Annotated in this window: 26 protein-coding genes, 1 tRNA gene and 1 pseudogene; 15 read left to right on the top strand and 13 right to left on the bottom strand. The window is 68.1% G+C overall.

The genetic code is table 11. From position 1 onward, the window contains the following. Nucleotides 1-203: pseudogene (locus QZ749_RS16265) on the top strand (bifunctional UDP-4-keto-pentose/UDP-xylose synthase); the annotation flags it as partial. Between the two features lie 9 nt (nucleotides 204-212). Here the strand turns inward: QZ749_RS16265 and QZ749_RS16270 are convergent. After that, complete coding sequence (locus tag QZ749_RS16270; RefSeq protein ID WP_296948956.1) at nucleotides 213-578, bottom strand: hypothetical protein; 366 nt, start codon at nucleotides 576-578, stop codon at nucleotides 213-215. Nucleotides 579-710: 132 nt separating this feature from the next. Next, nucleotides 711-914 carry a holin gene (locus tag QZ749_RS16275; protein WP_296948958.1) on the bottom strand — a complete coding sequence of 68 codons (204 nt, stop codon included), beginning with the start codon at nucleotides 912-914 and terminating at the stop codon, nucleotides 711-713. Between the two features lie 183 nt (nucleotides 915-1,097). Here QZ749_RS16275 and QZ749_RS16280 point away from each other — a divergent pair, with 183 nt between their 5' ends. Together QZ749_RS16280 and QZ749_RS16285 are read left to right on the top strand one after the other, a co-directional pair. Continuing rightward, complete coding sequence (locus QZ749_RS16280; RefSeq protein WP_296948959.1) at nucleotides 1,098-1,853, top strand: XRE family transcriptional regulator; 756 nt, start codon at nucleotides 1,098-1,100, stop codon at nucleotides 1,851-1,853. A gap of 262 nt (nucleotides 1,854-2,115) precedes the next feature. Next, nucleotides 2,116-2,946 (top strand): alpha/beta fold hydrolase, encoded by an 831-nt coding sequence (locus QZ749_RS16285; RefSeq protein ID WP_296949000.1) that lies wholly within the window; start codon nucleotides 2,116-2,118, stop codon nucleotides 2,944-2,946. A 22-nt stretch (nucleotides 2,947-2,968) separates the two neighbouring features. On the opposite strand, the gene hemB is transcribed toward QZ749_RS16285, so the two are convergent. The 6 genes from hemB to QZ749_RS16315 all read right to left on the bottom strand — a co-directional run bounded on the left by hemB (nucleotide 2,969) and on the right by QZ749_RS16315 (nucleotide 9,900). Then, nucleotides 2,969-3,949 carry a porphobilinogen synthase gene (gene hemB, locus QZ749_RS16290; RefSeq protein ID WP_296948961.1) on the bottom strand — a complete coding sequence of 327 codons (981 nt, stop codon included), beginning with the start codon at nucleotides 3,947-3,949 and terminating at the stop codon, nucleotides 2,969-2,971. Between the two features lie 92 nt (nucleotides 3,950-4,041). Further along, nucleotides 4,042-4,587, bottom strand: coding sequence for a hypothetical protein (locus QZ749_RS16295; protein ID WP_296948964.1), 546 nt, complete (start codon nucleotides 4,585-4,587; stop codon nucleotides 4,042-4,044). Between the two features lie 92 nt (nucleotides 4,588-4,679). Further along, the gene (locus QZ749_RS16300; protein ID WP_296948966.1) at nucleotides 4,680-5,660 is read right to left on the bottom strand and encodes an NAD(P)H-quinone oxidoreductase; all 981 of its coding nucleotides are present in this window, start codon (nucleotides 5,658-5,660) and stop codon (nucleotides 4,680-4,682) included. A 195-nt stretch (nucleotides 5,661-5,855) separates the two neighbouring features. Beyond that, nucleotides 5,856-7,151: a c-type cytochrome gene (locus QZ749_RS16305; protein ID WP_296948968.1), complete on the bottom strand. Its 1,296-nt coding sequence runs from the start codon at nucleotides 7,149-7,151 to the stop codon at nucleotides 5,856-5,858. After that, nucleotides 7,148-9,397 (bottom strand): molybdopterin cofactor-binding domain-containing protein, encoded by a 2,250-nt coding sequence (locus QZ749_RS16310; protein ID WP_296948970.1) that lies wholly within the window; start codon nucleotides 9,395-9,397, stop codon nucleotides 7,148-7,150. The genes QZ749_RS16305 and QZ749_RS16310 overlap by 4 nt, the downstream gene beginning before the upstream one ends. Further along, a complete protein-coding gene (locus tag QZ749_RS16315; RefSeq protein WP_296948972.1) occupies nucleotides 9,394-9,900 on the bottom strand; it encodes a (2Fe-2S)-binding protein in 507 nt (168 codons plus the stop codon). Before QZ749_RS16315 ends, QZ749_RS16310 begins: the two co-directional genes overlap by 4 nt. A gap of 252 nt (nucleotides 9,901-10,152) precedes the next feature. Here QZ749_RS16315 and QZ749_RS16320 point away from each other — a divergent pair, with 252 nt between their 5' ends. Continuing rightward, on the top strand, nucleotides 10,153-11,097 hold the full coding sequence (locus QZ749_RS16320) for a LysR family transcriptional regulator (RefSeq protein WP_296948973.1): 945 nt from the start codon (nucleotides 10,153-10,155) through the stop codon (nucleotides 11,095-11,097). Here the strand turns inward: QZ749_RS16320 and QZ749_RS16325 are convergent. Then, a complete protein-coding gene (locus QZ749_RS16325) occupies nucleotides 11,092-12,693 on the bottom strand; it encodes a methyl-accepting chemotaxis protein (protein ID WP_296948974.1) in 1,602 nt (533 codons plus the stop codon). The genes QZ749_RS16320 and QZ749_RS16325 overlap by 6 nt on opposite strands. A gap of 264 nt (nucleotides 12,694-12,957) precedes the next feature. Here QZ749_RS16325 and QZ749_RS16330 point away from each other — a divergent pair, with 264 nt between their 5' ends. The 3 genes from QZ749_RS16330 to QZ749_RS16340 all read left to right on the top strand — a co-directional run bounded on the left by QZ749_RS16330 (nucleotide 12,958) and on the right by QZ749_RS16340 (nucleotide 15,216). Then, nucleotides 12,958-14,397 carry an NAD-dependent succinate-semialdehyde dehydrogenase gene (locus QZ749_RS16330; protein ID WP_296948975.1) on the top strand — a complete coding sequence of 480 codons (1,440 nt, stop codon included), beginning with the start codon at nucleotides 12,958-12,960 and terminating at the stop codon, nucleotides 14,395-14,397. A 38-nt stretch (nucleotides 14,398-14,435) separates the two neighbouring features. Next, the gene (locus QZ749_RS16335) at nucleotides 14,436-14,768 is read left to right on the top strand and encodes a carboxymuconolactone decarboxylase family protein (protein WP_296948977.1); all 333 of its coding nucleotides are present in this window, start codon (nucleotides 14,436-14,438) and stop codon (nucleotides 14,766-14,768) included. 94 nt (nucleotides 14,769-14,862) lie between these two features. Next, nucleotides 14,863-15,216, top strand: a complete 354-nt coding sequence (locus tag QZ749_RS16340; RefSeq protein WP_296948979.1) for a CzcE family metal-binding protein — start codon at nucleotides 14,863-14,865, stop codon at nucleotides 15,214-15,216. Nucleotides 15,217-15,317: 101 nt separating this feature from the next. Here the strand turns inward: QZ749_RS16340 and QZ749_RS16345 are convergent. Both QZ749_RS16345 and QZ749_RS16350 read right to left on the bottom strand, forming a co-directional pair. Then, nucleotides 15,318-15,394, bottom strand: a tRNA-Pro gene (locus QZ749_RS16345). Nucleotides 15,395-15,462: 68 nt separating this feature from the next. Then, nucleotides 15,463-17,373, bottom strand: a complete 1,911-nt coding sequence (locus tag QZ749_RS16350) for an MFS transporter (protein ID WP_296948981.1) — start codon at nucleotides 17,371-17,373, stop codon at nucleotides 15,463-15,465. 376 nt (nucleotides 17,374-17,749) lie between these two features. Between QZ749_RS16350 and QZ749_RS16355 the strand changes: the two genes are divergently transcribed. Continuing rightward, a complete protein-coding gene (locus QZ749_RS16355) occupies nucleotides 17,750-17,947 on the top strand; it encodes a hypothetical protein (protein ID WP_296948983.1) in 198 nt (65 codons plus the stop codon). Between the two features lie 46 nt (nucleotides 17,948-17,993). Here QZ749_RS16355 and QZ749_RS16360 read toward each other — a convergent pair whose 3' ends face one another. Both QZ749_RS16360 and QZ749_RS16365 read right to left on the bottom strand, forming a co-directional pair. After that, nucleotides 17,994-19,313: a homoserine dehydrogenase gene (locus tag QZ749_RS16360; RefSeq protein ID WP_296948985.1), complete on the bottom strand. Its 1,320-nt coding sequence runs from the start codon at nucleotides 19,311-19,313 to the stop codon at nucleotides 17,994-17,996. A gap of 16 nt (nucleotides 19,314-19,329) precedes the next feature. Beyond that, nucleotides 19,330-20,556, bottom strand: coding sequence for a pyridoxal phosphate-dependent aminotransferase (locus tag QZ749_RS16365; protein WP_296948986.1), 1,227 nt, complete (start codon nucleotides 20,554-20,556; stop codon nucleotides 19,330-19,332). 301 nt (nucleotides 20,557-20,857) lie between these two features. Between QZ749_RS16365 and QZ749_RS16370 the strand changes: the two genes are divergently transcribed. The 7 genes from QZ749_RS16370 to QZ749_RS16400 form a co-directional block, all read left to right on the top strand. Next, nucleotides 20,858-21,247: an Mth938-like domain-containing protein gene (locus QZ749_RS16370; protein WP_296948988.1), complete on the top strand. Its 390-nt coding sequence runs from the start codon at nucleotides 20,858-20,860 to the stop codon at nucleotides 21,245-21,247. Further along, nucleotides 21,244-22,917: a glycosyltransferase family 39 protein gene (locus tag QZ749_RS16375; RefSeq protein WP_296948990.1), complete on the top strand. Its 1,674-nt coding sequence runs from the start codon at nucleotides 21,244-21,246 to the stop codon at nucleotides 22,915-22,917. The genes QZ749_RS16370 and QZ749_RS16375 overlap by 4 nt, the downstream gene beginning before the upstream one ends. A gap of 19 nt (nucleotides 22,918-22,936) precedes the next feature. Then, a complete protein-coding gene (locus QZ749_RS16380) occupies nucleotides 22,937-23,311 on the top strand; it encodes a 4-amino-4-deoxy-L-arabinose transferase (protein WP_296948992.1) in 375 nt (124 codons plus the stop codon). A gap of 99 nt (nucleotides 23,312-23,410) precedes the next feature. After that, nucleotides 23,411-24,550, top strand: a complete 1,140-nt coding sequence (locus tag QZ749_RS16385; protein WP_296948994.1) for a DegT/DnrJ/EryC1/StrS aminotransferase family protein — start codon at nucleotides 23,411-23,413, stop codon at nucleotides 24,548-24,550. After that, a complete protein-coding gene (locus QZ749_RS16390) occupies nucleotides 24,547-25,542 on the top strand; it encodes a glycosyltransferase (protein ID WP_296948997.1) in 996 nt (331 codons plus the stop codon). The genes QZ749_RS16385 and QZ749_RS16390 overlap by 4 nt, the downstream gene beginning before the upstream one ends. A 155-nt stretch (nucleotides 25,543-25,697) precedes the next feature. Next, entirely contained in the window at nucleotides 25,698-26,633 is a 936-nt protein-coding gene (locus QZ749_RS16395; protein WP_296948999.1) for a formyltransferase, read from the top strand. A 24-nt stretch (nucleotides 26,634-26,657) separates the two neighbouring features. Continuing rightward, on the top strand, nucleotides 26,658-26,784 hold a 127-nt coding region (locus QZ749_RS16400; protein ID WP_296945285.1), incomplete at its 3' end, for an NAD-dependent epimerase/dehydratase family protein.

Genomic DNA, 26,784 nt, shown 5'->3' on the forward strand with positions numbered 1-26,784 from the left:
CGAAGAAAGTGCAGATCACCGAGACGAGCTCGGGCGCCTACTACGGCGCCGGCTACCAGGACGTGCAGAACCGCGTGCCGAAGATCGAGAACACCAGGGCCGACCTGGACTGGGCGCCAAGCGTGACTATGGCCGACGCGCTGCGCCACATCTTCGACGCCTACCGCAGCCAGGTCGGCGAGGCGAAGGCGCTCGTCAACTAACGCCCGGCATCAGGCCACGACATCGATCCGCGTCGTGGCCTGGCGCGCGCCGGCCTGCTGTTTCGCCTGCTGCTTTTCCTTAGTCTCCCGCATCTGCTGCTGCACCAGTTCCTGCAGCTTCGCCTCCACGCCCTGCCGCGCTTCCGGCGACATGTTCGCCAGGTCGTCCTCGGTGAGGCCCAGCTTCTTGAGCAGGTCCGCGCGCATGCGCTGCGCGGGCGTCATGTTCACATAATCCTCCAGTTCCTGGTACGACGTCTTCGGCTTCACGCCGGCCTGCTCCAGCGCGGCCGCGAAGCCGCCGCTGCCGCTGATTCTGCCGGTGCTGGCGGTGATCGCCGTACCGCGGAACGCACTGATCGGATCGATTGCCATTGCTCCCCCTCGTTTGGATGATGGTCGAAATTTTATGATGGAACGACAATACCGAATTGCCTGAATAGAAAGGCAAACGATCGTCAATTCACCGCATGCCCCTGGCCCAAGCGCAGCCCGGGCCGGGCCCATTCATTTGCCGCGGCGCAGGCGTGCGTCGCTTTCACGCTGCTCGCGGCGATCGCGACGCGCCATGTAAATGAGGTTCGCTGCGCAGGTCAGCAGTGCGGTGACGATGCCGACGATACTTCCCCAGTCGGCGGATGTCATGGCGGCGGCGATCGACGTCACGCTGCCGGCGTAGCTGATCGCTTCCATATTGGTCAGGTTTCTCATCGGTTCCTCTTTGAAAAGACACGGCGCGTCGTCGTTGCCCAAGACCGCCCCGGCCTGTCGGCGCATCGCTGTGGTTCGCAGGACAGGCGCTGCCTTGGGTATTGATCAAAGTATAGTTATGCTATACATTGCAGTCAATAATTTCTATACCAGTTGTGTTTAGATTTCCTATACCTTAACGTCATGGACTTACATGCAACGATCGCCACCTGGGTCAAGGAGGCACGCACCGAAGCCGGCCTGTCCGGCGCCGCGCTCGGCGCCAGGCTTGCGCTCGAGCTCGGCACGGAGCGCGGCCATACCAAGGCCAATATCTCGCACTGGGAAACCCGGAAGCACAGCCCGAGCCTGCAACAGCTGATGGCGATCGCCAAGATCACGCGCCGCAGCCTGCCGGAAGCGATCATCGCCGCGATGCAGCCGGCGGGCAGCGCGCCGGCCGCGCCGCTGTCGGACGACGAGATCGCCCGGCTCCTGCCCGGCGCCACCCGCGTGCATGGCGTGAGCAGCGACGATCCGACCTTCACGCACATCCCGAAAGTCAAGTTGCGCCTGTCCGCCGGCATCAGCGGCTTCGAGGTCGAGCCCGAGCGCTTCGACGGGTCGACGACGGCGGTACGGACGGACTGGCTCAAGAAGAACGGCTACGCCAGCGAAAAGCTCATCGCGCTCACGGTGCGCGGCGAGAGCATGGAAACCACGCTGTACGACGGCGACCTGGTCATCGTCAACACCATGGACACCAAGCCGGTCGATGGCGTCGTGTATGCGTTCAACTACGAGGGAGAGCCCGTCATCAAGCGCCTGTCGCGCGATGCCGGCCAATGGTGGCTGACCTCGGACAATCCCGACCAGCGCAAGTACCACCGCAAGTTGTGCCAGGGCGCCGCGTGCATCGTCGTCGGCAGGGTCGTGCGCCGGGAGAGCGAACGGCTGTGATGCCGCGCCGGGGCCGACCTATACCAACGTATGGCTAGACCGCCGTCCGGCTCCCTTCGACAATGGCATCGGCCATCGACGGCCGAACAACATTTCACCAAGGGAGCCCACGATGACGACGCGAGACGATAACCCCACCAACCGCAACCGCAGGCAGGCGATGATGGCCGCGGGCGGCGCGGCCGCCCTGCCGCTGGCCTGGATGAGCGCGATCGCGCCGGCCCAGGCGGCCGGCGCCGACGCGCCGAAGGGCCTGCCGGCCATGACGACCAGCTACGTGAAGACCCGTGACGGCGTCGACATCTTCTACAAGGACTGGGGCAGCGGCACGCCGATCGTGTTCTCGCACGGCTGGCCCCTGAGCTCGGACGACTGGGACAGCCAGCTGATGTACTTCGTGCAGCGGGGCTTTCGCGTGATCGCCCACGACCGCCGTGGCCACGGCCGCTCGACGCAGGTCGGCACCGGGCACGACATGGACCACTACGCCGACGACCTGGCGGCCGTCGTGCGGCACCTGGACCTGAAGGGCGCGATCCACGTCGGCCACTCCACCGGCGGCGGCGAAGTCGTGCGCTACCTGGCGCGCCACGGCGAATCGCGCGCGGCCAAGGCCGTCCTGATCGCGGCCGTGCCGCCGCTGATGGTCAAGTCGCCCTCGAATCCGGGCGGCCTGCCGAAGGACGTGTTCGACGGCATCCAGCAACAGGTGGCCACCAACCGCGCGCAGTTCTACCGCGACCTGCCCTCCGGTCCGTTCTACGGCTTCAACCGCGCGGGCGTGAAGCCGCAGGAAGGCATCATCCAGAACTGGTGGCGCCAGGGCATGATGGGCGGCGCCAAGGCGCACTACGACGGCGTCGTCGCGTTCTCGCAGACCGACTTCACGGCCGACCTCAAGAAGCTGTCGCTGCCGGTCCTGGTGCAGCACGGCGACGACGACCAGATCGTCCCGTACGCCGACTCCGGCGTGCTCTCGGCCAAGCTGCTCAAGAACGGCACGCTGAAGACCTACAAGGGGTATCCGCACGGGATGCCGACGACGCATGCGGACGTGATCAACGCCGACATCCTGGCCTTCATCAAGGGCTGAGCGGCGCCCGGTCCCGGCGCCTTCACAGCGCCAGCCTGCCCGCGGCGATATCGTCCGCGAAATACGTCAGGATGCGGTCGGCGCCGGCACGCTTGATGGCGCCCAGCATCTCGCGGACGACGGCCCCCTCGTCGATCGCGCCGGCCGCGGCGGCGAACTTGATCATCGCGTACTCGCCGCTGGTCTGGTATGCCGCCAGCGGCAAGGCCGATGCATTCCTGATCTCGCGGACGATGTCGAGGCAGGCGCCGGCCGGCTTGACTAGCAACGCGTCCGCGCCTTCCGCTTCGTCCGCGAGCGATTCCCGGATCGCCTCGCGCCGGTTCATCGGATCCATCTGGTAGGCCTTGCGGTCGCCGCGCAAGTCGCTGCCGGCGGCGGCGCGGAACGGCCCGTACAGGCTCGACGCGAACTTGGTCGAGTACGACATGATGGCCGTCGCGTCGAATCCGTTTTCGTCGAGGGCCGAGCGGATCGCCGCCACCTGGCCGTCCATCGCGGCGGACGGGGCGATGATGTCGGCGCCCGCCAGCGCGGCGACCACCGCCTGCCTGCCGAGGTTGACCAGGGTCGCGTCGTTGTCGACGTGCTCCCCGTGCAGCACGCCGCAATGGCCGTGCGTCGTGTACTCGCAAAAGCAGGTGTCGGACAGGATCACCAGATGCGGTGCGACGTCCTTGCAGGTCCGGATCATGCGCGCCACCAGGCCGTCGCAGGACCAGGTATCGCTGCCCTGCGCATCCTTGCGATGCGAAATCCCGAACGTCATCAACGCCCGGATTCCCGCCCGCGCCAGGCGCTCCACTTCGAACGCGAGCTTGCGTTCCGGGATGCGGCGCACGCCCGGCATGGCGGCGATGGGCGTGAAGTCGTCGCTGTCTTCCTCCACGAAGATGGGCAGCACGAGGTCGTCCAGCGCCAGCCTGGTCTCGCGGAAGAAGTCGCGCACGTGGGAATGACTGCGCAGCCGCCGCAATCGGGTCAGGGGGTAGTGCGGGTGCAAAGGTCTCTCCTTTCCATGTGAGGCAAGGCACCATCGGCCGGCGCGGCACGCGCACGCGCGTGGCGGCCGGCCGATGGCGCGGGCCGCGCGGCTCAGGCGTGGGCGCGGCGTGCCGCGCGGGCGATGCTCTCGGCGAACAGCGGCGTCTCGCGGCGGTTGTGGTCGCCCGACGATTGCTGGCGGTCCGACTGCGCCTGTTCCCAGGTAATGCCATGCGCCTCGATGAATGCAAGGAATTCCTCGGTCGGATGGGATACGACGCTGTTGGTGTACTCGCAATGCGTCTCGTCGATCTTCCTGACGCTCAGGTCCCAGATCACCTGGACCTTGGTGCGGCCGTTCGGCGTGAACACGTCGGAAGTGGACACCATCCTGCAATGCGCGGCTTGCGTGACGTCGCCGACGTAGTGCTGGACGACCAGGCCGGTGCCGATCATCTCGACGTTGATGGACATGCGCCGGCCGTCGTCGGTAAAGGTCGCTCCTGCGGCGATGTGGTCGGGCGGGGCGCAGCGCTGGTACTCTGCTTCGGGCAGCGTGAACAGCCACTGGGCGATGTCGACGTGTTCGAACGGGACGTCGATGACGTGGCTGAACGCGGATTGCGACAGGACCAGGTCGGTACGGATGACAGTCATGATGGTGCTCCTGTGTGGGTGTGCCGCACCGCCGCGCCGGCGGCGATGATGGCGGTGATGGGAATGGTCGCTTCGGGCGCTCGCCCGGATGGTCAGATGGTCAGCACGATCTTGCCGACATTCAGTCCGTCTTCCATGCGCTGCTGCGCGGCGCCGGCTTGCGCCAGCGGGAACGTGCTGTCGATGACGGGCTTGAGGCTGCCGCTGGCGAATTCCGGCAGCCAGCGCTCCTTGAAGCGGCGCGACATGCCGTGCTTGACGTCCTGCGTGCGCGACTTCATGACGGTCCCGATGATCTGCAGGTGGCGGTACAGCAGGCGCTCCAGCGGGATCCTGGCGTCCTCGACGCCGCCCATGATGCCGATCTGGACCAGGCGCCCGCCGAAGTCGAGCGCGTTCACGTTGCGTTCGAAGTACGGTGCGCCGATGAAATCGAGGACCAGGTCGACGCCGCGGCCACTGGTCAGCCTGCCGACGACTTCGGCGAAATCCTCGGTCTCGTAGTCGATCGCATGGTCCGCCCCCAGCTGGCGTACGAGGTCGTGGGCCGATGCCTGGGCCGTCGCGAACACCGTGGCGCCGAGCGCGTGCGCCAGCTGCACGGCGGCGCCGCCGACGCCGCCGGCGCCGGCGTGGACGAGGACCGTCTCGCCGACCTTCAGGCGACCGAGGTGGATCAGGGCTTCGTGCGCCGTGACGAAGACTTCGGTGATCGCCGCGGCCTGGACGTAGTCGAGGCTATCGGGAATCGGCATCGCCATGCGATGGTCGATGCGCGCCACCTCCGCATACGCGCCGCCGCCGACGATGCCCATCACGCGGTCGCCCACCGCGAAACCCTGCACGGCGTCGCCCACGGCGATCACGTCGCCGGCGATTTCCAGGCCCATGATGGTCGAGTCGCCGAAGTCCGGACGGCCATAGCCGCCACGGCGGTGCGTGAGGTCGGCGCGGTTGACGCCTGCCGCGCGGGTGCGCACCAGCAGGTCGTGGGAACGCAGTACCGGCTCCGGAACTTCCCCGATCTTGAGGACATCCGTCGTGCCGAACTGGTCGAAAATGATCGCTTTCATGTTTGCTCCTTGATGCATTCGAATGGATGGCATGGGCGGAAAAGGCTTCCGGTCGCATGCCGCGTCAACGCCGGTCTCCTGCGTCGTCGTGCAGGAGAAGGACTGTAACCAGCATAGCGACGAACGGCCGGGCCGATAATCCGTCGCGGTCGACAAACCGCTATGCGCTTTTCGCACAAGTGCGGCGGTCCTTCCCTACTGCCGGCGCTGCCGCGCCACCATCGCGGCGGTGACGCGCCCCTGCTTGCCGCCGAACTGGTGGATCACGTAGTTGCTCAACTGCGCGATCTCGGCGTCGCTCAGCGCGGCGCCGAACGCCGGCATGAAGACGTCCTGCCCCGCCACCCGCAGGTGGGCGCCGTGCAGCAGGGTCTGCATGATGTTCCGGCCGGACGGATCGCCGACCGAGCGCGCGCCGAGCAGGGCCGCGTACGGGGACTGGACGCCCTGGCCGTTCCATTGGTGGCAGCTCGCACAACTGCCTTCGAACAGCCGCAATCCGTCCCGCAGCGCCGGCGGCGTATCGGCCGGTGGCGAAAACGCCGGCGCTGCGACGACGCTCCCGGGTGCCGGAGCCGCCGGCCCGTCGCCGGCGCGCCCGGGCACGCTGCGCAGATAGGCGATCAGTGCCCGCGTATCGCGCGGGTCCAGGTATTGCAGGCTGTTTTCCACGGCTTCGCCCATCGGGCCGCCGGCCGACCCGCGGCCTGGCGCATGGCCGAGCCTGAGGTACTGGTACAGCTCCTCGTCGGTCCAGCGTCCCAGGCCATGCACGGGGTCCGGCGTGATGTCGGGCGCGCGCCATCCTTCCACGACCGCGCCGGCGAGCGTGTTGCGGGAATCGAGCGCGAAGCCGATGTTGCGTGGCGTATGGCATTGCTCGCAGTGCGCCAGTGCGACTGCGACGTAGGCGCCGGTGTTCCATGCCGGCGACCGGCCCGGGTCGGCGACGAAGCGCCGGCTCTTGAAGAAGGCGGCGTTCCACGCGCCCATCGCCCAGCGCTGGTCGAACGGGAACGACAGGTCCGGCGCCGGCGTTGCCTGGCGCGTCGCGGGAAGGCTGAACAGATACGCCTTGATAGCCAGCACGTCCTCCCGGCTCAGCAACGAGTACGACGTGTACGGAAAGGCCGGATAGAGGCGCTTGCCGTCCCGCCGCACGCCATCGTGCAGCGCCCGGACGAAGTCGTCGTCGCTCCAGTCGCCGATGCCGGTCTTCCGGTCGGCGGTGATGTTCGGCGAATACAGCGTGCCGAACGGGAGCTTGAACGCCAATCCGCCGGCGAACGGCTTGCCGCCCGGCGCGGTATGGCATGCGACGCAATCGGCGGCGCGCGCCAGGTACGCGCCCCGGGCGATGCGCGATGCCGTCGCCGGCGCGCCATGCACGACCGGCGCCTTGCCAGGGGAGGGATCGGAGCGGGTCAGGTAGCCGTAGGCGGCCACGCCGGCGGCCAGGACCAGCGGTGCAAGGATGAGGGTGCGCTTCATGCTGCCTGCCCTCCCTGCGCCGCGGCGCCTGTCCGCGCGTCGCGCACGGCGCTCGCGCTCGCGGCGAGCCGGTCCCTGCGCACCGGCAGCTCGCGCAGGCGCACGCCGGTCGCGGCGAAGATCGCGTTGCACAGCGCCGGCGCGGCAATCGCCGTGCCGACCTCGCCGATGCCGCCCGGCGCCTCGGCGCTGTCGACGACAACGACGTCGACCCTGGGCGTCTCGTTCATCCGGAGCATGCGGTAGTCGTTGAAGTTGCCCTGCTCGATGGCGCCGGCTTCGATGGTGATCTCGTTGAACAAGGCGGCGCCCAGGCCGAACAGGAGGCCGCCCTGCAGCTGTGCCTCGATCGAGCCCGGATTCACCGGTATGCCGCAATCGACGGCGATGACCGCGCGCCGCAGCCGCACGTCGCCCTCGACGCCGACCTCGACCTCCACGATGGCGCACACCTTGCTGCCGAACGGCGCGCCGAGCGCGACGCCCCGGCCGACGCGCGGCGGCAGCGGACTGCCCCAGCCGATCGTCGACGCGGCGCGGTCCAGCACGGCCAGGGTACGCGGGTCGCCGTGCAGCATCGCCCTGCGCCAGGCCACCGGGTCGGCCGCGGCGCGGTGCGCCAGCTCGTCGAAGAAGCTCTCCACGACGAACAGGTTGTGCAGCGCGCCGACGCCGCGCCACCATCCGACCAGCAGTCCGGCCGGCATGTCGTGCCGCACCCATTCGACCTTCAGGTTCGGCACGGCGTACGGCAGGTCGGCCGCGCATTCGATCGCGTCGCCGTCCAGGCCGTTCTTGCGCATGCCGCCGGGACGCCAGCGGCCCAGCACGGTCGCGCTGCAGATCCGGTCGCCGAACCAGACGGGACGTCCCTGCCGGTCGACGACGGCGGACACCACGTCGTGGTACATCGGCCGGACGATATCGTGCCGGATGTCTTCTTCGCGCGTCCAGACGACCTTCAGCGGACAGGCGACCAGCTTCGCGAAAGCGACCGCCTGGTCGACATAGTCGGTTTCCAGCCGCCGCCCGAAGCCGCCGCCCAGGTACTGCGGATGGAGCCGGATGCGCTCGCGCGGCAGGCCGGTGATCCTGGCGGCGTTGTCGACGACGCGCGTCGGCACCTGCGTGCCCACCCAGATGTCGCAGCCGTCCGGCGTGACGTGGACGGTGGCGTTGAGCGGTTCCATCGTCGCATGCGCGAGCATCGGCAGCTTGTAGGTTGCCTCGACGAGGTCGCCGGCGGGCCGGCGTCCCGTCTCGCGCCCGACGATCGCCCTGCCCGTCGCCTGGCTCGTCGCGAGTCCTGCGCGCAGGTCGCGGGTCGTCAACGTCCTGTTGGCGCCATGGTCCCATTCGATGTCCAGCGCTTCCAGCCCGCGCTTGGCGGCCCAGAAATGGACCGCGACCACGGCGACGGCGTCGTCGATGCGCAGGACGTCGACCACGCCCGGGACGGCGCGCGCCGCGCGCTCGTCGACCTTCGCCAGCCGGCCTCCGAATGTCGGACAGGCTTTCACCGTGGCGATGCACATGCCCGGAAGTCGCACATCGATGCCGAACCGGGTCGCGCCGCGCACCTTGTCGCCGGAATCCAGGCGCGCCATCGGCTTGCCGATCAGGCGGAACGCGCTGGCCTGCTTGAGCGGCACGTTGCCCGGGTCCGGCAGCCTGTTGGCGGCGGCGGCCACCTGGGCGTACCGCAGGCTGCGTCCGGAGGCCCGGTGGTGGATGACGCCGCGCTCGACGACGCAGGATGCCGGCGCGACCTGCCATCGTGCCGCCGCGGCGGCGACGAGCAGCGCGCGGGCGACGGCGCCGGCCTGGCGCAGCTCGGTGAACGTGCTGCGCGTGCTGGTCGATCCGCCGGTGATCTGCGCCTTGAGGATCTTCATGCCGTACAAGGCGTCGCTCGGCGGCGCGTGTTCGAGCCGGATCTGGTCCAGGCCGACGTCGAGCTCTTCGGCCAGCAGCATGCAGGATCCGGTGTAGATCGACTGGCCCATCTCGACCATCGGCATGACGAGGCGGATGGCGCCGTCGGCGTCGATGCGCACGAAGGCGTTCGGCGCGAAGGCGGGCGCGCCGTCGGCCGCCGCGGCGCCTGCATCGCCGGCCTGGCGGTGCGGGTCGACCAGGGCCATGGCGGGCCTGGCCACCCCGAGCCAGGCGAAGGCGACCGCGAGCCCGCCGGCTTGCAGGACGGCGCGGCGACCGGGCGCGACCCCGCTCCGGTCCCGGCTCATTGGCCCGCTCCCCGGCTGTGCGGCGCGATCGCCTGCGTCACCACCACGTTGCCGGTCGCCGCCTGCTTGATGGCGGCGCGGATGCGCACGTAGGTCGCGCAGCGGCAGATGTTGCCCGACATCGCGGCATCGATGTCGTCGTCGGTCGGATCCGGATTGCGGTTCAGGAGCGCGGTCGCCGCCATGATCTGCCCGGACTGGCAATAGCCGCACTGGACGACGTCGACGCCGAGCCAGGCCGCCTGGACGCGCTGGCCGGTGGCGGTGGCGCCGATCGCCTCGATGGTGGTGACCCGGCGCGCGCCGACCGCGGACAGCGGCAGCACGCAGGCACGCACCGGCGCGCCGTCGAGATGGACGGTGCAGGCGCCGCATTGCGCGATACCGCAACCGAACTTGGTGCCGGTCATGCCGAGGATATCGCGCAGCACCCAGAGCAGCGGGGTGTCGCCGGGGACGTCGACCACGTGGGCGTGGTCGTTGACATGGATGGTACAAGGCATCGTTTTGCTCCTGAAAAGTGATGTTGCAAAGCACAATTCAGGGTAACAACGATGTTCTCCACCGATAAACGGGCCGGCGATATAAACGGCTTTGCACGAACCGCACAAGCGGAGACGCTCGCCGCACATCGGCACGCATCGGCGCGCAGCCCGCGACCGCCTTCCTATCCAATGGCCGAGGGGCGGGAAATACGCCGGCCCTTCGTGGGATAATCGCCCGCTCGACATCCTTCCCGCACCTGGAGCGCGCGCATGCTGACAGACCGTTTTGCCGAATACCTGGGCATCTTCGCCGACGTGGCCCGCGAATGCAGCTTCTCCGGCGCGGCGCGGCGGCGCGGCATCACGCCGTCGTCCGTCGCGCGCCAGATCGACGCGCTCGAAGCCCACCTGGACACGGCGCTGTTCCTGCGCTCGACCCGTATGCTGACGCTGACCGAGTCCGGCGAAGCCCTGCTGGTGCGCGCGCGCCGCGTGCTCGACGAACTCGACGACGCGCAGCAGGAAATCGCCTCGATGAAGGGCGAAGTCCAGGGCGTGCTGCGCATCGCCTGCTTCCCGACCTTCGGCCGGCGCTACGTGATCCCGGTCGTCGCCGGACTGGCCGAGCGGCACCCGGCGCTGCGCGTCGAGCTGGACCTGACCGAGCGGCTCGCGGACCCGGTGGCCGAGCGGCTGGACGCGGTGATCCGCATCGGCAGCCTGGCCGACAGCACGCTGATCGCCACCCGGATCGCCAGGCAAACCCGGCTGCTGTGCGCGAGCCCGGCCTACCTCGCCCGGCGCGGCATGCCGGCCTGCGTGCCGGAGCAGCTGCGCGCGCACTGCCTGATCGACAAATTGCACGGCAACGACTTGCTCGGCTGGGCCGACCTGCTCGGCCAGCCCATCGGCGGCGGCCAGGCCGTGTTCCGCTGCGACGACTTCGAAGCCATGTTCCTGGCGGTGAGCGCGGGCATGGGGATCGCACTCCTTCCCGACTGGGTCGCCGGTCCCGCGATCCAGGAGGGCAAGCTGGTGCACCTGGCGCCGGAATCCTGCACCCTGCCGTGCATGCGCACCGACATCCACCTGCTGCGCGCGCTGGCGCGGCCGGCGGTCAAGCTGCGGACCTTCATCGATGCGTTGAAGGCCCACATCGGCGCCCCCGAATGCTGGGCGGTGGCCTGCGGCGAACGGGAAGACGCGCCGTCATGACGCGACCGGCCCGGCGTGGCCGGCGCCGGGCGGCAGCCGCCTGCCGCCCTCCGGCCCGAGCCGGAATCCGCCCACGAGGCGGTCGAGCATGCCGGCCTGCTCTTCCAGTGCGCCAGCAGCCGCGGCCGCCTGTTCGACCAGCGCCGCGTTCTGCTGCGTGGCCGCGTCCATCCGGACGATCGCTTCGTTGATCTGGTGGATGCCGGCGCTTTGCTCGTCGCTGGCTTCCAGGATGTCCGCCATGATGTCCGTGACGCGCACCACGCCCGCCACCGTGTCGCGCACCGACGTGCCTGCCCTGCCGACCAGGGCCGTGCCCGCCGCCACGTGCCGCACCGATTGTTCGATCAAGTCCTTGACCTCGCGGGCCGCACCGGCGGCGCGCTGGGCAAGGTTGCGCACCTCCGTCGCCACCACCGCGAATCCCCGTCCCTGCTCACCCGCGCGCGCCGCTTCCACCGCGGCGTTCAGCGCAAGGATATTGGTCTGGAACGCAATGCCGTCGATGACGGCGATGATGTCGACGATCCGGTTCGACGAGCGCTCGATCTGGTCCATGGTCGCGATCACCTGCGCCACGTGCTCGCCGCCTTCGCGCGCCTGCAGCGCCGCCGCCGTCACCAGGGCGTTGGCGTGGCGCGCATTGTCCGCGTTGCGCCGCACGGCGCCGGTCATCTGTTCCAGCGACGCGGCCGTTTCCTGCAGGCTCGCCGCCTGCTTTTCGGTCCGTTCCGACAGGTCCCGGTTGCCGGCGAAGATGTCGCCGGCCGCCTGCGCGATCGAGGCACTGCCCCGGCGCACGCTCCGCACGGTCGCCGCCAGCTGCTGCTGCATGCCCGCCAGGCCGGCGAGCAGGGCGCCCATCTCGTCCGCACGACCGATGTCGATCCGTTCGGCCAGGTTCCCGTGCGCGATCTGGCCGAAGTGGCATAGCGCCCGGTCGACGGGACGCGTGATCGCGCGCAGCAGGGTGACGCTCGCCGCGGCGACCAGGAGACCGGTCCCGGCCAGCACGACCAGGAAGGCAAGGCGAAAGCGCGCATAGAAGGACTGGCTTTCCTCGTAGTGCGCCTTGGCCAGCATCAGCTGGTAGTCCTGGAGCGCGTTCCAGGCATCGTCGAAGGCGACGAAGCGGCCCGCCAGGCGGTTGAAGATCAGGTCTTCGGCGTCCGACGCCCGGCGTTCCCGCAACGCCCGCGTCACCGGCAGCAGGCCGTCGTCGACGTAGGCGTCCCGTGTCGCGCCCACCTTCGCGGCCAGCGCGCGCTCGTCCGGCGCCAGCGGGAGCGCCAGGTATGACCGCCACTGGCGATCGGCGAGGCGGATGAATTCCTCGGCCTTGGACATGCTTTGCGCAACATCGGCGGCATGGGGCCGGAACTGCCCGCGATCGATCGCGAAGCGGGCCCGGCTCAGATAGTTCTTCATGCTGCCCAGGCTGACCGCCGATGCCAGCTGGTTGGCATAGACCTTGTTCAGTGCCCCGTTCGCCTTGTGCACGCCCCAGAGGCCGATGCCCCCTGACGCCAGGACGACGACGCCCAGGACGGCCATCGTGGCGATCAGGCGCGTTCGTATCGTGATCGATGCAGACATTTGCTGGTTCCCCGGATAAGTGATGCGGCCAGCGTAAAGCAGGGGTGCCGGGGCAACAATCACGCAAATGCCATCAACGGTTTTGCGCGAACCGCACAGCCGATCCGCGCCGGGTACGGCGCACGGGCGGGCATCGCGCCTGCCCCATTTATGCAGCCCGCGCAAAGCGATTGTGGGCCCGTGGCGGCTTATCAAGCCCGTCCGCGGCGCCTACGCTTCATCCCATGCAATGCCCACATCGACCTGCTGCGAAAGGAATGCACTATGAAGACGTTTTCGTATGACCCCCTGTATCTGTTCATCGACGGCCGCTGGCTGGAAGCCGGCACCCGCGACACCACCGCCGTCGTCAACCCCGCGACGCTCGCCGTTCTCGGACGCCTGCCGCTGGCCGACGCGTCCGACCTGGACCGCGCACTGGCGGCCGCCGACCGCGCCTTCGCCACCTGGCGCCGGACCGCGCCCGCCGAGCGCGCACGCATCCTCAAGGACGGCGCGACCCTGATCCGCGAGCGCGCCGAGCACATCGCCACCCTGCTGACGCTCGAGGAAGGCAAGCCGTTGCCGGAAAGCCGCGACGAGGTCCTGCGCGCCGCCGACTATTTCGAATGGTTCGCGGAAGAGGCGCGGCGCATCGACGGGCGCGTGGTGCCGGCCAACCGGCCCGGCGTCCTGCAACTGGTCAAGCGCGAGCCGATCGGCCCGGTGGCGGCGTTCACGCCGTGGAACTTCCCTGCCATTACCCCTGCGCGCAAGCTGTCCGCGGCCCTGGCCGCCGGCTGCAGCGTGATCATCAAGCCGGGCGAGGAAAGCCCCGCCACCGCCCTGGCCCTGGCCAGGGCACTGGACGATGCCGGCTTGCCGAAAGGCGTGCTGCAGGTCGTGTTCGGCGTGCCGGACGAGGTGTCCAGGCAACTGATCGCCTCGCCGCTGGTGCGCAAGGTGGCGTTCACCGGCTCGATGCCCGTCGGCCGCCTGCTGGCCGAGCGCGCGGCGGCGGGCGTCAAGCCGATCACGCTGGAACTGGGCGGGCACGGCCCGGTGCTGGTGTTCAAGGAAGCCGACCTGGAAGCCGCCGCCGCCGGCGGCGCCGCCAATCGCTTCCGCGGGACGGGCCAGGTGTGCATTTCGTCGACACGCTTCCTGGTCCAGCGCGACGTCTACGGCCAGTTCGCCGAGCGCTTCGTGGCCGCCACCCGCGCCCTCGTGGTCGGCGACGGCCTGGAGGCCACCACCCAGGTCGGCCCGCTGGCGAACGCGCGCCAGGTGGCCAAGATGGAAGCCCTCGTCGACGACGCCGTGCGCCAGGGCGCGCGGCTGCTGACGGGCGGCAGGCGTATTCCGGGGCCGGGCTACTTCTTCGAACCGACCGTGCTGGCCGACGTGCCGCTGCACGCCCGCGTGATGCACGAAGAACCGTTCGGTCCGATCGCCATCCTGCGCCCGTTCGACGGCCTGGACGACGCGCTCGCCGAAGCGAACCGCCTGCCCTACGGCTTGTCCGCCTACGCCTTCACCCGCGATGCCCGTACCGCCATCGACGTGGCGGACGGCCTGGAGGCCGGCATGATCGGCATCAACCAGTACCGCATCGTCGCCACGGAACTGCCGTTCGGCGGCATCAAGGAAAGCGGCATCGGTGCCGAAGGCGGTACCGAAGGCATTCACCATTACCTGGTCAACAAATTCATCAGCCAGGTCTGAACCCACGGCACTCACGCTCTCCCACGAAAGGCATTGCCATGAAAACGATCGATTTCACCAGCCCGCGCGACGCCGCGCGCGCCTTCACGCCCAAGCTCACCGCCCTGGTCGAGCATCCACTGTATTCGCAAGTCTGGACCGACCCGGACCTGGCGCCGCGCGACCGCAGCCTGATCACGATCGCCGCGCTCATCGCGCTGGGCCATGCGGAGGAGTTGCCGGCGCACCTGAAGCGCGGCATCGCCAACGGCCTCACCGCCACCGAACTGTCGGCCGCCATTACCCACCTGGCCTTCTATGCCGGCTTCCCGGCGGCGATCACCGCATCGGCGCACGCGAACGCAGCGCTGGGCGACGCATCGCACAAGTGAATGCCCCGGTGAGCGCGCCGGATTCCCGCGACCTGGCGCATAGCCGGTCGCACCCCGCACTCCGCTCCACAACCATGTCAAAAGGAACAACACCATGAAAACCCAAGCCATCCTCCTGATCGCCGCTGCCGCCCTCGCCAACGTCGCCGGTGCGGCCAATGTCGCCAATGTCGCCAGCCCGGCGTCGCGCACCGACGCGTCGGCCTACGGCCAGGCCGTGCCGCCGGATTCCGCCAGCCGGATCGTCTCGCTGACGCCGCAGACGCGCTTCGTCAACGTCACCAATGGCGAGACGGTGACGTTCGAGAAAGACGGGCAGCGCTTCACGTGGCATGTGGATACCTACAGCAACGTCTCGGCATTCGCGCTCGCGGCGATCGCGCCGCACGCGCTGCATGCCGACCAGGTGGAGATCTATGTCGCCTCGGACGAGTACTACCAACACTGAGCCGGCGCACTGAGCGGGCGGACTGAGCGGGCGGACTGAGCGGGAGGGAAGCGGACATGAAAAAGGCCAGCTGAAAAGCTGGCCTGATTCGTTGATTCGATTGGTCGGGGCGAGAGGATTCGAACCTCCGACCACCTGCACCCCATGCAGGTACGCTACCGGGCTGCGCTACGCCCCGACTCGAACCTCAATTATAGCAAAGCCGTACGCAAAGGTTAAGTATTCACCAAAGCAAGACGATAAAACTCACTTCCACTCCCCGCGCAGCGCCAGCACGCGGTCGTACAGGGTCTCGGGCGTCGCCTCCTGCGGCGGCACCGGCACGCCCACGGCCAGCGCCAGGCGCGAGCGCAGGCCGCGGGCGAACGAGCGTTCGAACACGTTCGACGGGTCGCGCGAGAACACGCTGCCCCACAGGCCGCGCAGGGCCATCGGGATCACCGGCACCTTGCTGCGCTCGACGATCTTCGCGATGCCGCCGCGGAATTCGTTCATCTCGCCCGTACGCGTCAGCTTGCCTTCCGGGAAGATGCACACCAGTTCGCCGTCGTGCAGCGCGTGGGCGATGTCGATGAACGCCTTTTCCATCAGCCACGGGTCTTCCTTGGCCGGCGCGATCGGGATCGCCTTGGCGGTGCGGAAGATGAAGCCGAGGATCGGCGTCCTGAAGATGCGGTGGTCCATCACGAAGCGGATCGGGCGCGGACTGGCGGCCATGATGACGATGGCGTCGACGTAGCTGACGTGGTTGCAGACCAGCACGGCGGCGCCCTGCTCGGGAATGCGGCCGGCGTCCACCGTCGAGACGCGGTGGATCGTGTGGATCAGCAGCCAGGCCAGGAAGCGCATCAGGAATTCCGGCACCAGCGAGAAGATGTAGACGGCGACGACGGCGTTCAGCAGCGCGGTGGTCAGGAACATTTCGGGGATCGTGAAGCCCTGCCCCACCAGCAGGATCGCCACCCCGGCCGCCGCCACCATGAACAGGGCGTTCAGGATGTTCATGCCGGCGATGGTGCGCGACACGTGCTGCGGGTCGCAGCGCGTCTGGATCAGCGCGAACAGCGGCACGATGAAGAAGCCGCCGAACATACCCAGCAGCAACAGGTCGGCCAGGATGCGCCACGCGCCCGGCTGGGCCACCAGGCCCGTGAAGTCGACCGTCGCGGTATTCGTGTAGCCCAGGCTGGCGAAGTACAGGTCGATGCCGAACAGCGACAGGCCGATCGCGCCGAACGGCACCAGGCCGATCTCGACCTTGCCGCCCGACAGTTTTTCGCACAGCAGGGAGCCGGTGCCGATGCCCAGCGAAAAAATGGTCAGCAGCAGCACGAACACGCTGTGGTCGCCGTGCAGGTAGTCCTTGGCGTACAGCGGGAATTGCGCCAGCAGCAAGGCGCCGTAGAACCAGAACCAGGAATTGCCCAGCATCGACAGGAACACGGTGCGGTTCTTGCGCGAGAACGCCAGGTTGCGCACCGATTCGGCGACGACGTTGGCGCTGACTTTCAGGTCCGGCGCCGGCGCCGGCGATGGCGGGATGCGCCAGCTCGCCGCCAGGCCCAGCAGGGCCACGCCCAGCGTGCCGAAGGCGACCAGGTGCACGCCGGCGGCGCCGTGGCCGGCCAGGATCGCGCCCATCACCTCGCCCAGCAGGATGCCGACGAAGGTGCCCATCTCGATCACGCCGTTGCCGCCGACCAGCTCGTCGTTGCGCAGGTGCTGCGGCAGGTAGGCGTACTTGACCGGGCCGAACAGCGTCGAATGCACGCCCATGCCGGCCACCGCGGCGATCAGCAACCACAGCGTGTGCGTCAGCCAGCCCAGCGCGGCGATCGCCATGATGCCGATCTCGAGCAGCTTGACGAAGCGCGCCAGCCGGCCCTTCTCGACCTTGTCGGCGATCTGGCCGGCCGTGGCCGAGAACACCACGTAGGGCAGGATGAACAGGCCGGGGATCAGGTTGTTCAGCAGCGCCGGCGCCATCGTGGTCCAGGACAGCGCGTCGTAGGTCAGCACGACCATCAGCGCCGTCTTGAACAGGTTGTCGTTGAAGGCGCCCAGGAACTGGGTCCAGAAGAAGGGACCGAAGCGGCGCTGGCCGAGCAGGGCGAACTGGCCCGAATGGCGGGAGTGGCTGGAATGGCTGTGGCTCATGCTGGTCGTCGTGTTGTCGAGGGATGCGACAATCTACAACACCTGCCCGGGCTTGAACACCGGCTGTTGCTTGCGTTCAAACAGGGTCGCGGATTCCGCCACTGCCGGCGATGGAAACCGCCACCGTGCGCTATCCTATCCTCGATTCCAAGCCTTTGCCCGGCATCAAATCGAGTCGTCGCGCGTGCCGCGCATCCGTCGGGAACCGCGCGGCGGTGCCGGGAGGACCGCCCTCCGCGACGTGGAGGAAGCAATTATTCCGCATACATTGCGCGCAGCTAAGCATGCATTAGGGAAAATCCGGAGCGGTTTGAGACAGCACAAACCTGCCAAGGAACACGCTTCTTGTGCAGTGCAGCGCACGTAGAATGCGCGGATGAACACGACCAACCCTTCCCTCTTCCAGGGCAACGCCCACGATGCGTTGTTCGAACGGATCGAGCGCGAACTGTGCGCGCTCACCATTGCCCCGCTGGACGCGCAGCCATCCATGCCGCGCCAGAGCGTCGACGAATTCGCCGACGACTGCCTCGTCCACTTCGCGCTGCCGCCCGCGCGCCGCCGCTTCCCGTGAACGGCGCCGCTTCTCGTGAACCGCGCCGGTCGTGGGCCGGGACGGCTCAGCCCAGGCTTTCCAGGCGGATGCGCACCACCTTGCCTTCGGTCGCCGGCAACTGCTCGATCTTGCCGATGGCGGCGTCGACGAACTTCTCGCGGGTCTGGTGGGTGATGATGACGATGTCGGTGCGCGCCTTCTCGCCCGGCTCCTTCTGCAGCACGGCGTCGATCGAGATGCCGGCGTCGGCCAGGATGCGGGTCAGGTCGGCCATCACGCCCAGCTGGTCCTGCACGGTCACGCGCAGGTAATAGCTGGTGCTGATCTCTTCCATCGGGCGGACCGGCACGTCGGCCAGCTCGGTCGGATGGAAGGCCAGGTGCGGCACGCGCGAGTACGGGTCGACGGTGGCCGAGCGGGTGACGTCGATCAGGTCGGCGATCACGGCCGACGCGGTCGGCTCGGCGCCGGCGCCCTTGCCGTAGTACATCGAGGTGCCGACGGCGTCGGCCTGCACCAGCACGGCGTTCATCGCGCCCTCGACGTTGGCGATCAGGCGCGCGGACGGGATCAGGGTCGGGTGCACGCGCAGTTCGATGCCCTCCTCGCCGTCGACGACGGTGCGCCGGGTGATGCCCAGCAGCTTGATGCGGTAGCCTAGCTGTTCGGCGTAGCGGATGTCGATGGCCTGCAGTTGGCTGATGCCCTCGATGTGGGCGCTGCCGAACTGCATCGGGATGCCGAAGGCGATCGCGGCCATGATGGTCAGCTTGTGGGCGGCGTCCACGCCTTCGATGTCGAAGGTCGGGTCGGCCTCGGCATAGCCGAGTTCCTGGGCCTGCTTGAGCACGGTGGCGAAGTCCAGGCCCTTGTCGCGCATCTCGGACAAGATGAAATTGGTGGTGCCGTTGATGATGCCGGCCACCGATTCGATGCGGTTGGCCGACAGGCCTTCGCGCAGCGCCTTGATGATCGGCACGCCGCCGGCGACGGCCGCCTCGAACGCCACCATCACGCCCTTCGCGTGGGCGGCGGCGAAGATCTCGTTGCCGTGCAGCGCCAGCAGCGCCTTGTTGGCGGTGACGACGTGCTTGCCGTTGGCGATCGCCTGCAGCACCAGTTCGCGCGCCAGTTCGTAGCCGCCGATCAGTTCGACGACGATGTCGATCTCGGGATGGTTGACGACCGCGAACGGGTCGGCCACGACCTCGCAGCCGGCGCCGACGACGGCGCGGGCGCGCTCGAGGTTGCGCGCGGCGACCATCGTCACTTCGATGCCGCGCCCGGCGCGGCGGCGGATTTCTTCCTGGTTACGTTGGAGCACCTGGAAGGTGCCGGCACCCACGGTGCCGATGCCCAGCAGGCCTGCTTTGATCGGTTTCATAAATATGTCTGTTCAGTCAGCGCGCGTGGCGGCGCCGGTAGCCGTCGAGGAAGCGTGCGATGCGCGTGCACGCGTCGGTCAGGTCGTCGGAATTGGGGAGGAACACCAGACGGAAATGGTCCGGCGCTTTCCAGTTGAAGCCGGTGCCTTGCACCAGCAGGACTTTTTCCTCGGACAGCAGCTCGCAGATAAATTGCTGGTCATCGGCGATCGGATAGATCTTCGGGTCGAGGCGCGGGAACATGTACAGCGCGGCTTTTGGCTTCACGCAGGTCACGCCCGGGATATCGGTCAGGAGTTTGTGGGCCAGGTCGCGCTGGCGCGTCAGGCGCCCGTTCGGCGCGACCAGGTCGGCGATGCTCTGGTAGCCGCCCAGCGCGGTCTGGATCGCGAACTGCCCCGGCGCGTTCGCGCACAGGCGCATCGAGGCCAGCATGTTCAGGCCCTCGATGTAGTCCTTCGCATGGCGCTTCTCGCCCGACACCACCATCCAGCCGGCGCGGTAGCCGCACGAGCGGTAGTTCTTCGACAGGCCGTTGAGCGTGACGAACAGCACGTCGTCGGCCAGCGAGGCCATCGAGACGTGCTCGTGGCCGTCGTACAGCGTCTTGTCGTAGATCTCGTCGGCGTAGACGATCAGCTGGTGCTGGCGCGCCAGTTCGATGATCTCCAGCAGCACCTCGCGCGAATACAGCGCGCCGGTCGGGTTGTTCGGGTTGATGACGACGATCGCGCGCGTGTTCGGCGTGATTTTTTTCCGCATGTCGTCGATGTCGGGCATCCAGCCGGCTTCCTCGTCGCACACGTAGTGCACCGGGTTGCCGCCGGCCAGGCTGACGGCCGCGGTCCACAGCGGGTAGTCGGGCGCCGGCACCAGCACCTCGTCGCCGCCGTTGAGCAGGCCCTGCATCGCCATCACGATCAGTTCGGAGGCGCCGTTGCCCAGGTAGATGTCGTCGATGCCGACGCCCTGGATGTTCTTGCCCTGGGTGTAGTGCATGACGGCCTTGCGCGGCGCGAACATGCCCTTCGAGTCGGTATAGCCGGCCGCGCCGGACATGTTGCGGATCATGTCCTGCACGATCTCGTCGGGGGGATCGAAGCCGAACACGGCCAGGTTGCCGATGTTCAGCTTGATGATCTTGTGGCCATCGTCTTCCATCTGGCGCGCGATCTGCAGCGCCGGACCGCGGATTTCGTAACAGACGTCGTCGAGCTTGTTGGATTTCAGGATCGGTCGCACACGTTCACCCAGATAGAAGCCGCGGTTCGCCGGCGGCAGTCCACGCATCGATCGAAGTCTCGTCGCACCGTGGCGAAGCGATGGTGGCCGGGAGGCGCGGCGGTACGAAAGTACGGCGCGCATCGCAGGCGGCCAACGCGACGCGCAGCGGGTTCGGCGAGGCTTCTTGTTGCAATGCGAAAAATTCCATTCTGCCTAAACCGGTCGATTTAAGCAACCGAACATAACTTTTAAGTAATCCAGCGAATTAAATTCGCAGGTTAAAATACGCGCCCGCATCCGCGAACATGATCTGCCCGCCATGAAGCTCCATTCCAGCAGCACCGAAAAATACCAGACAGTCACCGGCTACGACCAGTCCGGCGTGGAAATCAATGCCAAGCGATTCGACTACAGCGTGCTGGTCATGCCCGAGGTCGCGCCGCGCCCGTGGGACGTGGCCAGCTTCGAGGAACTGACCGCCGCGCATTTCGAGGCCATCGCCGCCGACAAGCCCGACGTCGTGGTCCTCGGCACCGGCGAGCGCCAGCGCTTCGTCCACCCGCGCCTGGTCGCCAGCCTGTCGGACCTGCGCATCGGCGTCGAGAGCATGGACAGCCATGCCGCCTGCCGCACCTACAACATCCTGATGGGCGAAGGCCGCAAGGTCACGCTGGCGCTGATTATCGAGGGCAAGAAAGCCCCGGCATGAACGACCTGCACCGGAACGAGCCGCTGCGCTGGTCCCTGCTGTTCGTGTTCGCCGTCGTCCTGCTGGGCGTGCTGGGGGTGCGCACGCTGGTGCCCGCCGACGAGGGCCGCTATGCCGAGATGGCGCGCGAGATGTTCGCCAGCGGCGACTGGATCACCACGCGCCTGAACGGCATCAAGTACTTCGAGAAGCCGCCGCTGCAGACCTGGATGAACGCCCTGACCTTCACCCTGTTCGGCGTGGGCGACTGGCAGGCGCGCCTGTGGACGGGCCTGTGCGGCCTGCTGGGCGTGGCGCTGACCGGCTATGCCGGCGCGCGCGTGTTCAACGCGCGCGTCGGCTTCTACGCGGCGCTGGTGCTCGGCTCGTCCGTGTACTGGGTCGCCGGCAGCCAGGCCAATTCGCTCGACATGGGCCTGGCCGGCATGATGACGATCTCGCTGTGCGCCCTGCTGCTGGCCCAGCGCGACGGCGCCACGCCGGCGCAGAACCGCCACTGGATGCTGGCGTGCTGGGTCGCCATGGCGCTGGCCGTGCTGTCCAAGGGCCTGGTCGGCCTCGTGCTGCCGGGCGGCGTGCTGGTGGTGTACACGCTCGTCGCGCGCGACTGGGGCGTCTGGCGCCGCCTGCACCTGGCCAAGGGCCTGCTGCTGTTCCTGCTGGTCGCGGCCCCCTGGTTCGTGCTGGTCGGCCTGAAGAACCCGGAGCAGCCGCACTTCTTCTTCATCCACGAGCACCTCGACCGCTTCCTGCTCAAGGAACACAACCGCGAAGGCGCCTGGTGGTTCTTCCTGCCGCTGCTGGCCGTGGGCAGCCTGCCCTGGCTCGGCATCCTCGCGCAAAGCCTGGTCCACGGCGCGCGCCGCGCGCCGGACGACGCGGGCGCGACGTTCCGCCCGCGCCTGCTGCTGCTCGTGTGGGTGGTGTTCATCATGCTGTTCTTTTCCAAGTCCAGCTCCAAGCTGCCCGGCTACATCATCCCGGTGTTCCCGGCCCTGGCGCTGCTGGCCGCGCACTACCTGGACGTCGGCCCGCGCCGCTGCCGCATGCTGGCGGCCGGCAGCATCGCCCTGCTGGGCGTGGTATTCCTGGCGCTGGTGCCGTTCATGGAGCGCCTGGCGCGCCGCCCCGGCGAGGACGCGCTGTACGCGGCCTGGCAGCCGTGGGTGCTGGCGACCGGCCTGGTGCTGCTGGTCGGCGGCCTGCTGGCGCTGCTGTACGCGCGCCAGATGGTGCGCGACCTGTCGGTGCTGGTGCTGGCCGTCTCGGGCTTCGCCGCCACCCAGCTGGCGATGGCCGGCTTCGAACCGCTCGGACGCGCGCGCGCCGGCGCCGACATGCTGCCCGCGCTGCGCGCCGCCGGCGCCATGGACCCGGCCGTGCCGGTGTACTCGGTCGGCCTGTACGAGCAGTCGCTGACCTTCTACCTGGGCCGCACGGTGACCCTGGTCGCCTTCGAGGACGAATTCGCGTTCGGCCTGCGCCAGCAACCCGCGCTGTGGATCCCGGACATGCAGGCCTGGACCGCGCGCTGGCGCCGCGACGCCGCGGCGGGCCGGCGCGGCGTCGCCATCGTCCGTCCCGAATACGTGGCCGCGCTGCAGCGCGCCGGCGTGCCGCTGCGCGTCGTCGCCGCGGATACGCGCCGCGCCGTCATCGCGAACTTCTGATTCCCTCACCGATTCCTCCATGAACCTGACTACCTTTGCCTTCATCATTTCCGGCGTGATCCTCAACGCCTGCGCCCAGCTGCTGCTCAAGGCGGGCACGAATGCCCTCGGCGGCGCGATCCACCTCACCATGGGCAATGCCGTCCAGACCTTCGTCAAGGTCGCGACCCAGCTGCCGATCCTCGGCGGCCTGGCCTGCTACGGCGTGTCGCTGGTGGTCTGGATCATCGGCCTGTCGCGCACCGACGTGACGATCGCCTATCCGATGCTCTCGCTGGGCTACGTGATCTCGGCGGCCGGCGCCTGGATGTTCCTGGGCGAGGTCATTCCGCCCCAGCGCCTGCTGGCCATCGGCGTGATCATGCTGGGCGTGATCCTGCTCGCGCGTACCTGAACGGCGCGCTGCTACAATGCGCTCGCCACGCACACGACACCACGAGGGCGCAGCAAGCGCCCCGACCACCACTTCGACCAAGACATCCAAGAGCTTTCCATGAACGCAGAGCTGCCCTTCCTGCCCTTCTCCCGGCCCACCATCGACGAAGACACCATCGCCGCCGTCGGCGAGGTGCTGCGCTCCGGCTGGATCACCACCGGCCCGAAGAACGCGGCGTTCGAGGCGCTGCTGTCCGAATACTTCGGCGGCCGCCCCGTGCGCACCTTCAATTCCGGTACTTGCACCATGGAAATCGCGCTGCGCATCGCCGGCGTGGGACCGGGCGACGAAGTGATCACCACGCCCATTTCCTGGCCGGCCACCGCCAACGTCATCCTCGAGGTCGGCGCCACGCCCGTGTTCGCCGACATCGACCCGGTCACGCGCAACATCGACCTCGACAAGCTGGAAGCGGCCATCACGCCGCGCACCCGGGCCATCATCCCGGTCTACCTGTCCGGCCTGCCGCTCGACATGGACCGCCTGTACGCCATCGCGGACAAGCACGCGCTGCGCGTCGTCGAGGATGCGGCCCAGGCGCTCGGCGCGACCTGGAACGGCAAGCGCATCGGTTCCTTCGGCGACTTCGCCTCGTTCAGCTTCCAGGCCAACAAGAACATCACGACCGGCGAAGGCGGCTGCCTGGTGCTGAACGACCTGGAAGAAGCGCGCCTGGCGGAAAAATACCGCCTGCAGGGCGTCACGCGCAGCGGCGTGGACGGCATCGACGTCGACGTGCTTGGCGGCAAGTACAACATGAGCGACATCATGGCCACGATCGGCCTGGGCCAGATGAAGCACCTCGAGACGCTCACGGCGCACCGCGCCGCGCTGGCGCGCCATTATTTCGACCGGTTCGGTCCCGACTTCGAAGCCGCGAGCGGTGCCCAGTTGCCGGTGCAGGCCTTCGGCACCTCGAACTGGCACCTGTTCCAGATCATCCTGCCGGACCACGGCCCCGGCACGCGCGCCGAGTTCATGACGCGCATGCAGAAGGAATTCCAGATCGGCACCGGCTACCACTACGCGCCGATCCACCTGTTGACGCTGTACCGCGAGCGCGGCTTCAGGGAGGGCATGTTCCCGGTGGCGGAGCGGATCGGCCGCCTGACCGTGACCTTGCCGATGTTCAACGCCATGACGCTGCAGGACGTGGAACGCGTCGTGGCCGCCGTCAAGAAGGTGCTGCAACAATGACGGTCCTGGCCAAACCCGAAGTGTCCGTCGTCATCCCGGTCTACAACGAGGAAGCCGGCCTGGCCAACCTGTTCGCGCGCCTGTATCCGGCGCTGGACGGCCTGGGCATGCCCTACGAGATCGTGTTCGTCAACGACGGCAGCCGCGACCGCTCGGTGTCGATCCTGGCCGAGCAGTACCGCCAGCGCCCGGACGTGACCCGCGTGGTGCTGTTCAACGGCAACTATGGCCAGCACATGGCGATCCTGGCGGGCTTCGAGCAGACCCGCGGCCAGATCGTCGTCACGCTCGACGCCGACCTGCAGAACCCGCCGGAAGAAATCCACAAGCTGATCGCCAAGATGCGCGAGGGCTACGACTACGTGGGGTCGATCCGCCGCAAGCGCCAGGATTCGGCCTGGCGCACGGTGGCGTCGAAGGCGATGAACCGGCTGCGCGAGCGCATCACCAACATCCACATCACCGACCAGGGCAATATGCTGCGCGCCTACGGCCGCAACGTGATCGACCTGGTCAACCAGTGCGGCGAGGTGAACACCTTCGTGCCGGCGCTGGCGTACAAGTTCGCGCGCCGGCCGACCGAGATCGTGGTCGAGCACGAGGAGCGCGCGGCCGGCGAATCGAAGTACTCGCTGTACAGCCTGATCCGCCTGAACTTCGACCTGATGACCGGCTTCTCGCTGGTGCCGCTGCAATTCTTCTCGATGCTGGGCATGGCCATGTCGCTGCTGTCGGCGCTGCTCGTCATCGTGCTGCTGCTGCGCCGCCTGTTCGTGGGCTCGGAAGCCAACGGCGTGTTCACCCTGTTCGCGATCGCCTTCTTCTTCATGGGCGTGATCCTGTTCGGCATCGGCCTGGTAGGCGAATACGTCGGCCGCATCTACCAGCAGGTGCGGGCGCGCCCGCGCTACGTGGTGGCGACCGTGCTGCAGGGCATGCCGGACGACAAGGACGACGACGGCAGCGTCGAGAAACGCGAAGTGGCGCGCTGAAGGATTCGGCATTACGACTTCCCCACCGTCGTCCCGGCGCAGGCCGGGACCCAATTTTGCATGGGTGACCGGCACGCGCGCAAATTGGGTCCCCGCCTGCGCGGGGACGACGTGCTTTAGCCAACAACCGCAGACTCTTTAATGGCACCGCCAACATGAACGCAAAACCCAAACGCGCCATCGTCTTCGCCTACCACAACGTCGGCGTGCGCTGCCTGAAAGTCCTGCTGGCCGGCGGCGTCGACGTCGCGCTGGTCGTCACCCACCAGGACAGCGCCACGGAGAACATCTGGTTCGAATCCGTCCTGTCGCTGTGCGAGACCGAAGGCATCCCCTACGTGACGCCGGACGACGCGAAGTCGCCCGAGCTGCTGGCGCGCCTCCGGGCCCTGCAGCCGGACCTGATGTTCAGCTTCTACTACCGCCACATGCTGCCCCAGGCGATCCTGGACGTGGCGCCGGCGTTCAACATGCACGGCTCGCTGCTGCCGGCCTATCGCGGCCGCGCGCCCGTCAACTGGGCCGTGCTGCACGGCGCCACGCACAGCGGCGCCTCGCTGCACGAGATGACGGCCAAGCCGGACGCCGGCGCCATCGTGGCGCAGCAGATGGTGCCGATCCTGCCGGACGACACGGCGTTCGAGGTGTTCGGCAAGGTCACCGTGGCCGCCGAGCTGGCGCTCTACCACGTGCTGCCGGCCTTGCTGGACGGCACGGCGCCGCGCATGCCCAACGACCTGGCGCAGGGCGGCTACTTCGGCGGGCGCAAGCCGGAAGACGGCCGCATCGACTGGCACAAGCCGGCGCAGGAGGTCTACAACCTGCACCGCGCCGTCGCCCCGCCCTATCCCGGCGCCTTCACCGATAGCGGCCCGCACCGCTACACGATCGAACGCGCGCGCCTCGCCGCCGGCCCGGCCCCGGCCGGTATGGCGCCCGGCCTGGCGGTCGTGGATAATGCGATCGTCGGCGTATGCGGCGACGGCCGCATGCTTGCCATCCACGGCCTGCTGGCCGACGGCTTGCGCATTTCCCCGACTGAACTGCAAGCACGACTGACGCACCAGCGCGCACAGACCGAACCACGATAACACCGGACCATCGACCACGACATCATGAAAAAAGTCCTCATCCTCGGCGTCAACGGCTTCATCGGCCACCACCTGTCCAAGCGCATCCTCGAGACCACCGACTGGGAAGTCTATGGCATGGACATGAACGCCGACCGCATCGCCGGGCTGA

It is taken from the genome of uncultured Massilia sp. (assembly GCF_913773735.1).
Taxonomy (GTDB): Bacteria; Pseudomonadota; Gammaproteobacteria; order Burkholderiales; family Burkholderiaceae_D; genus Telluria.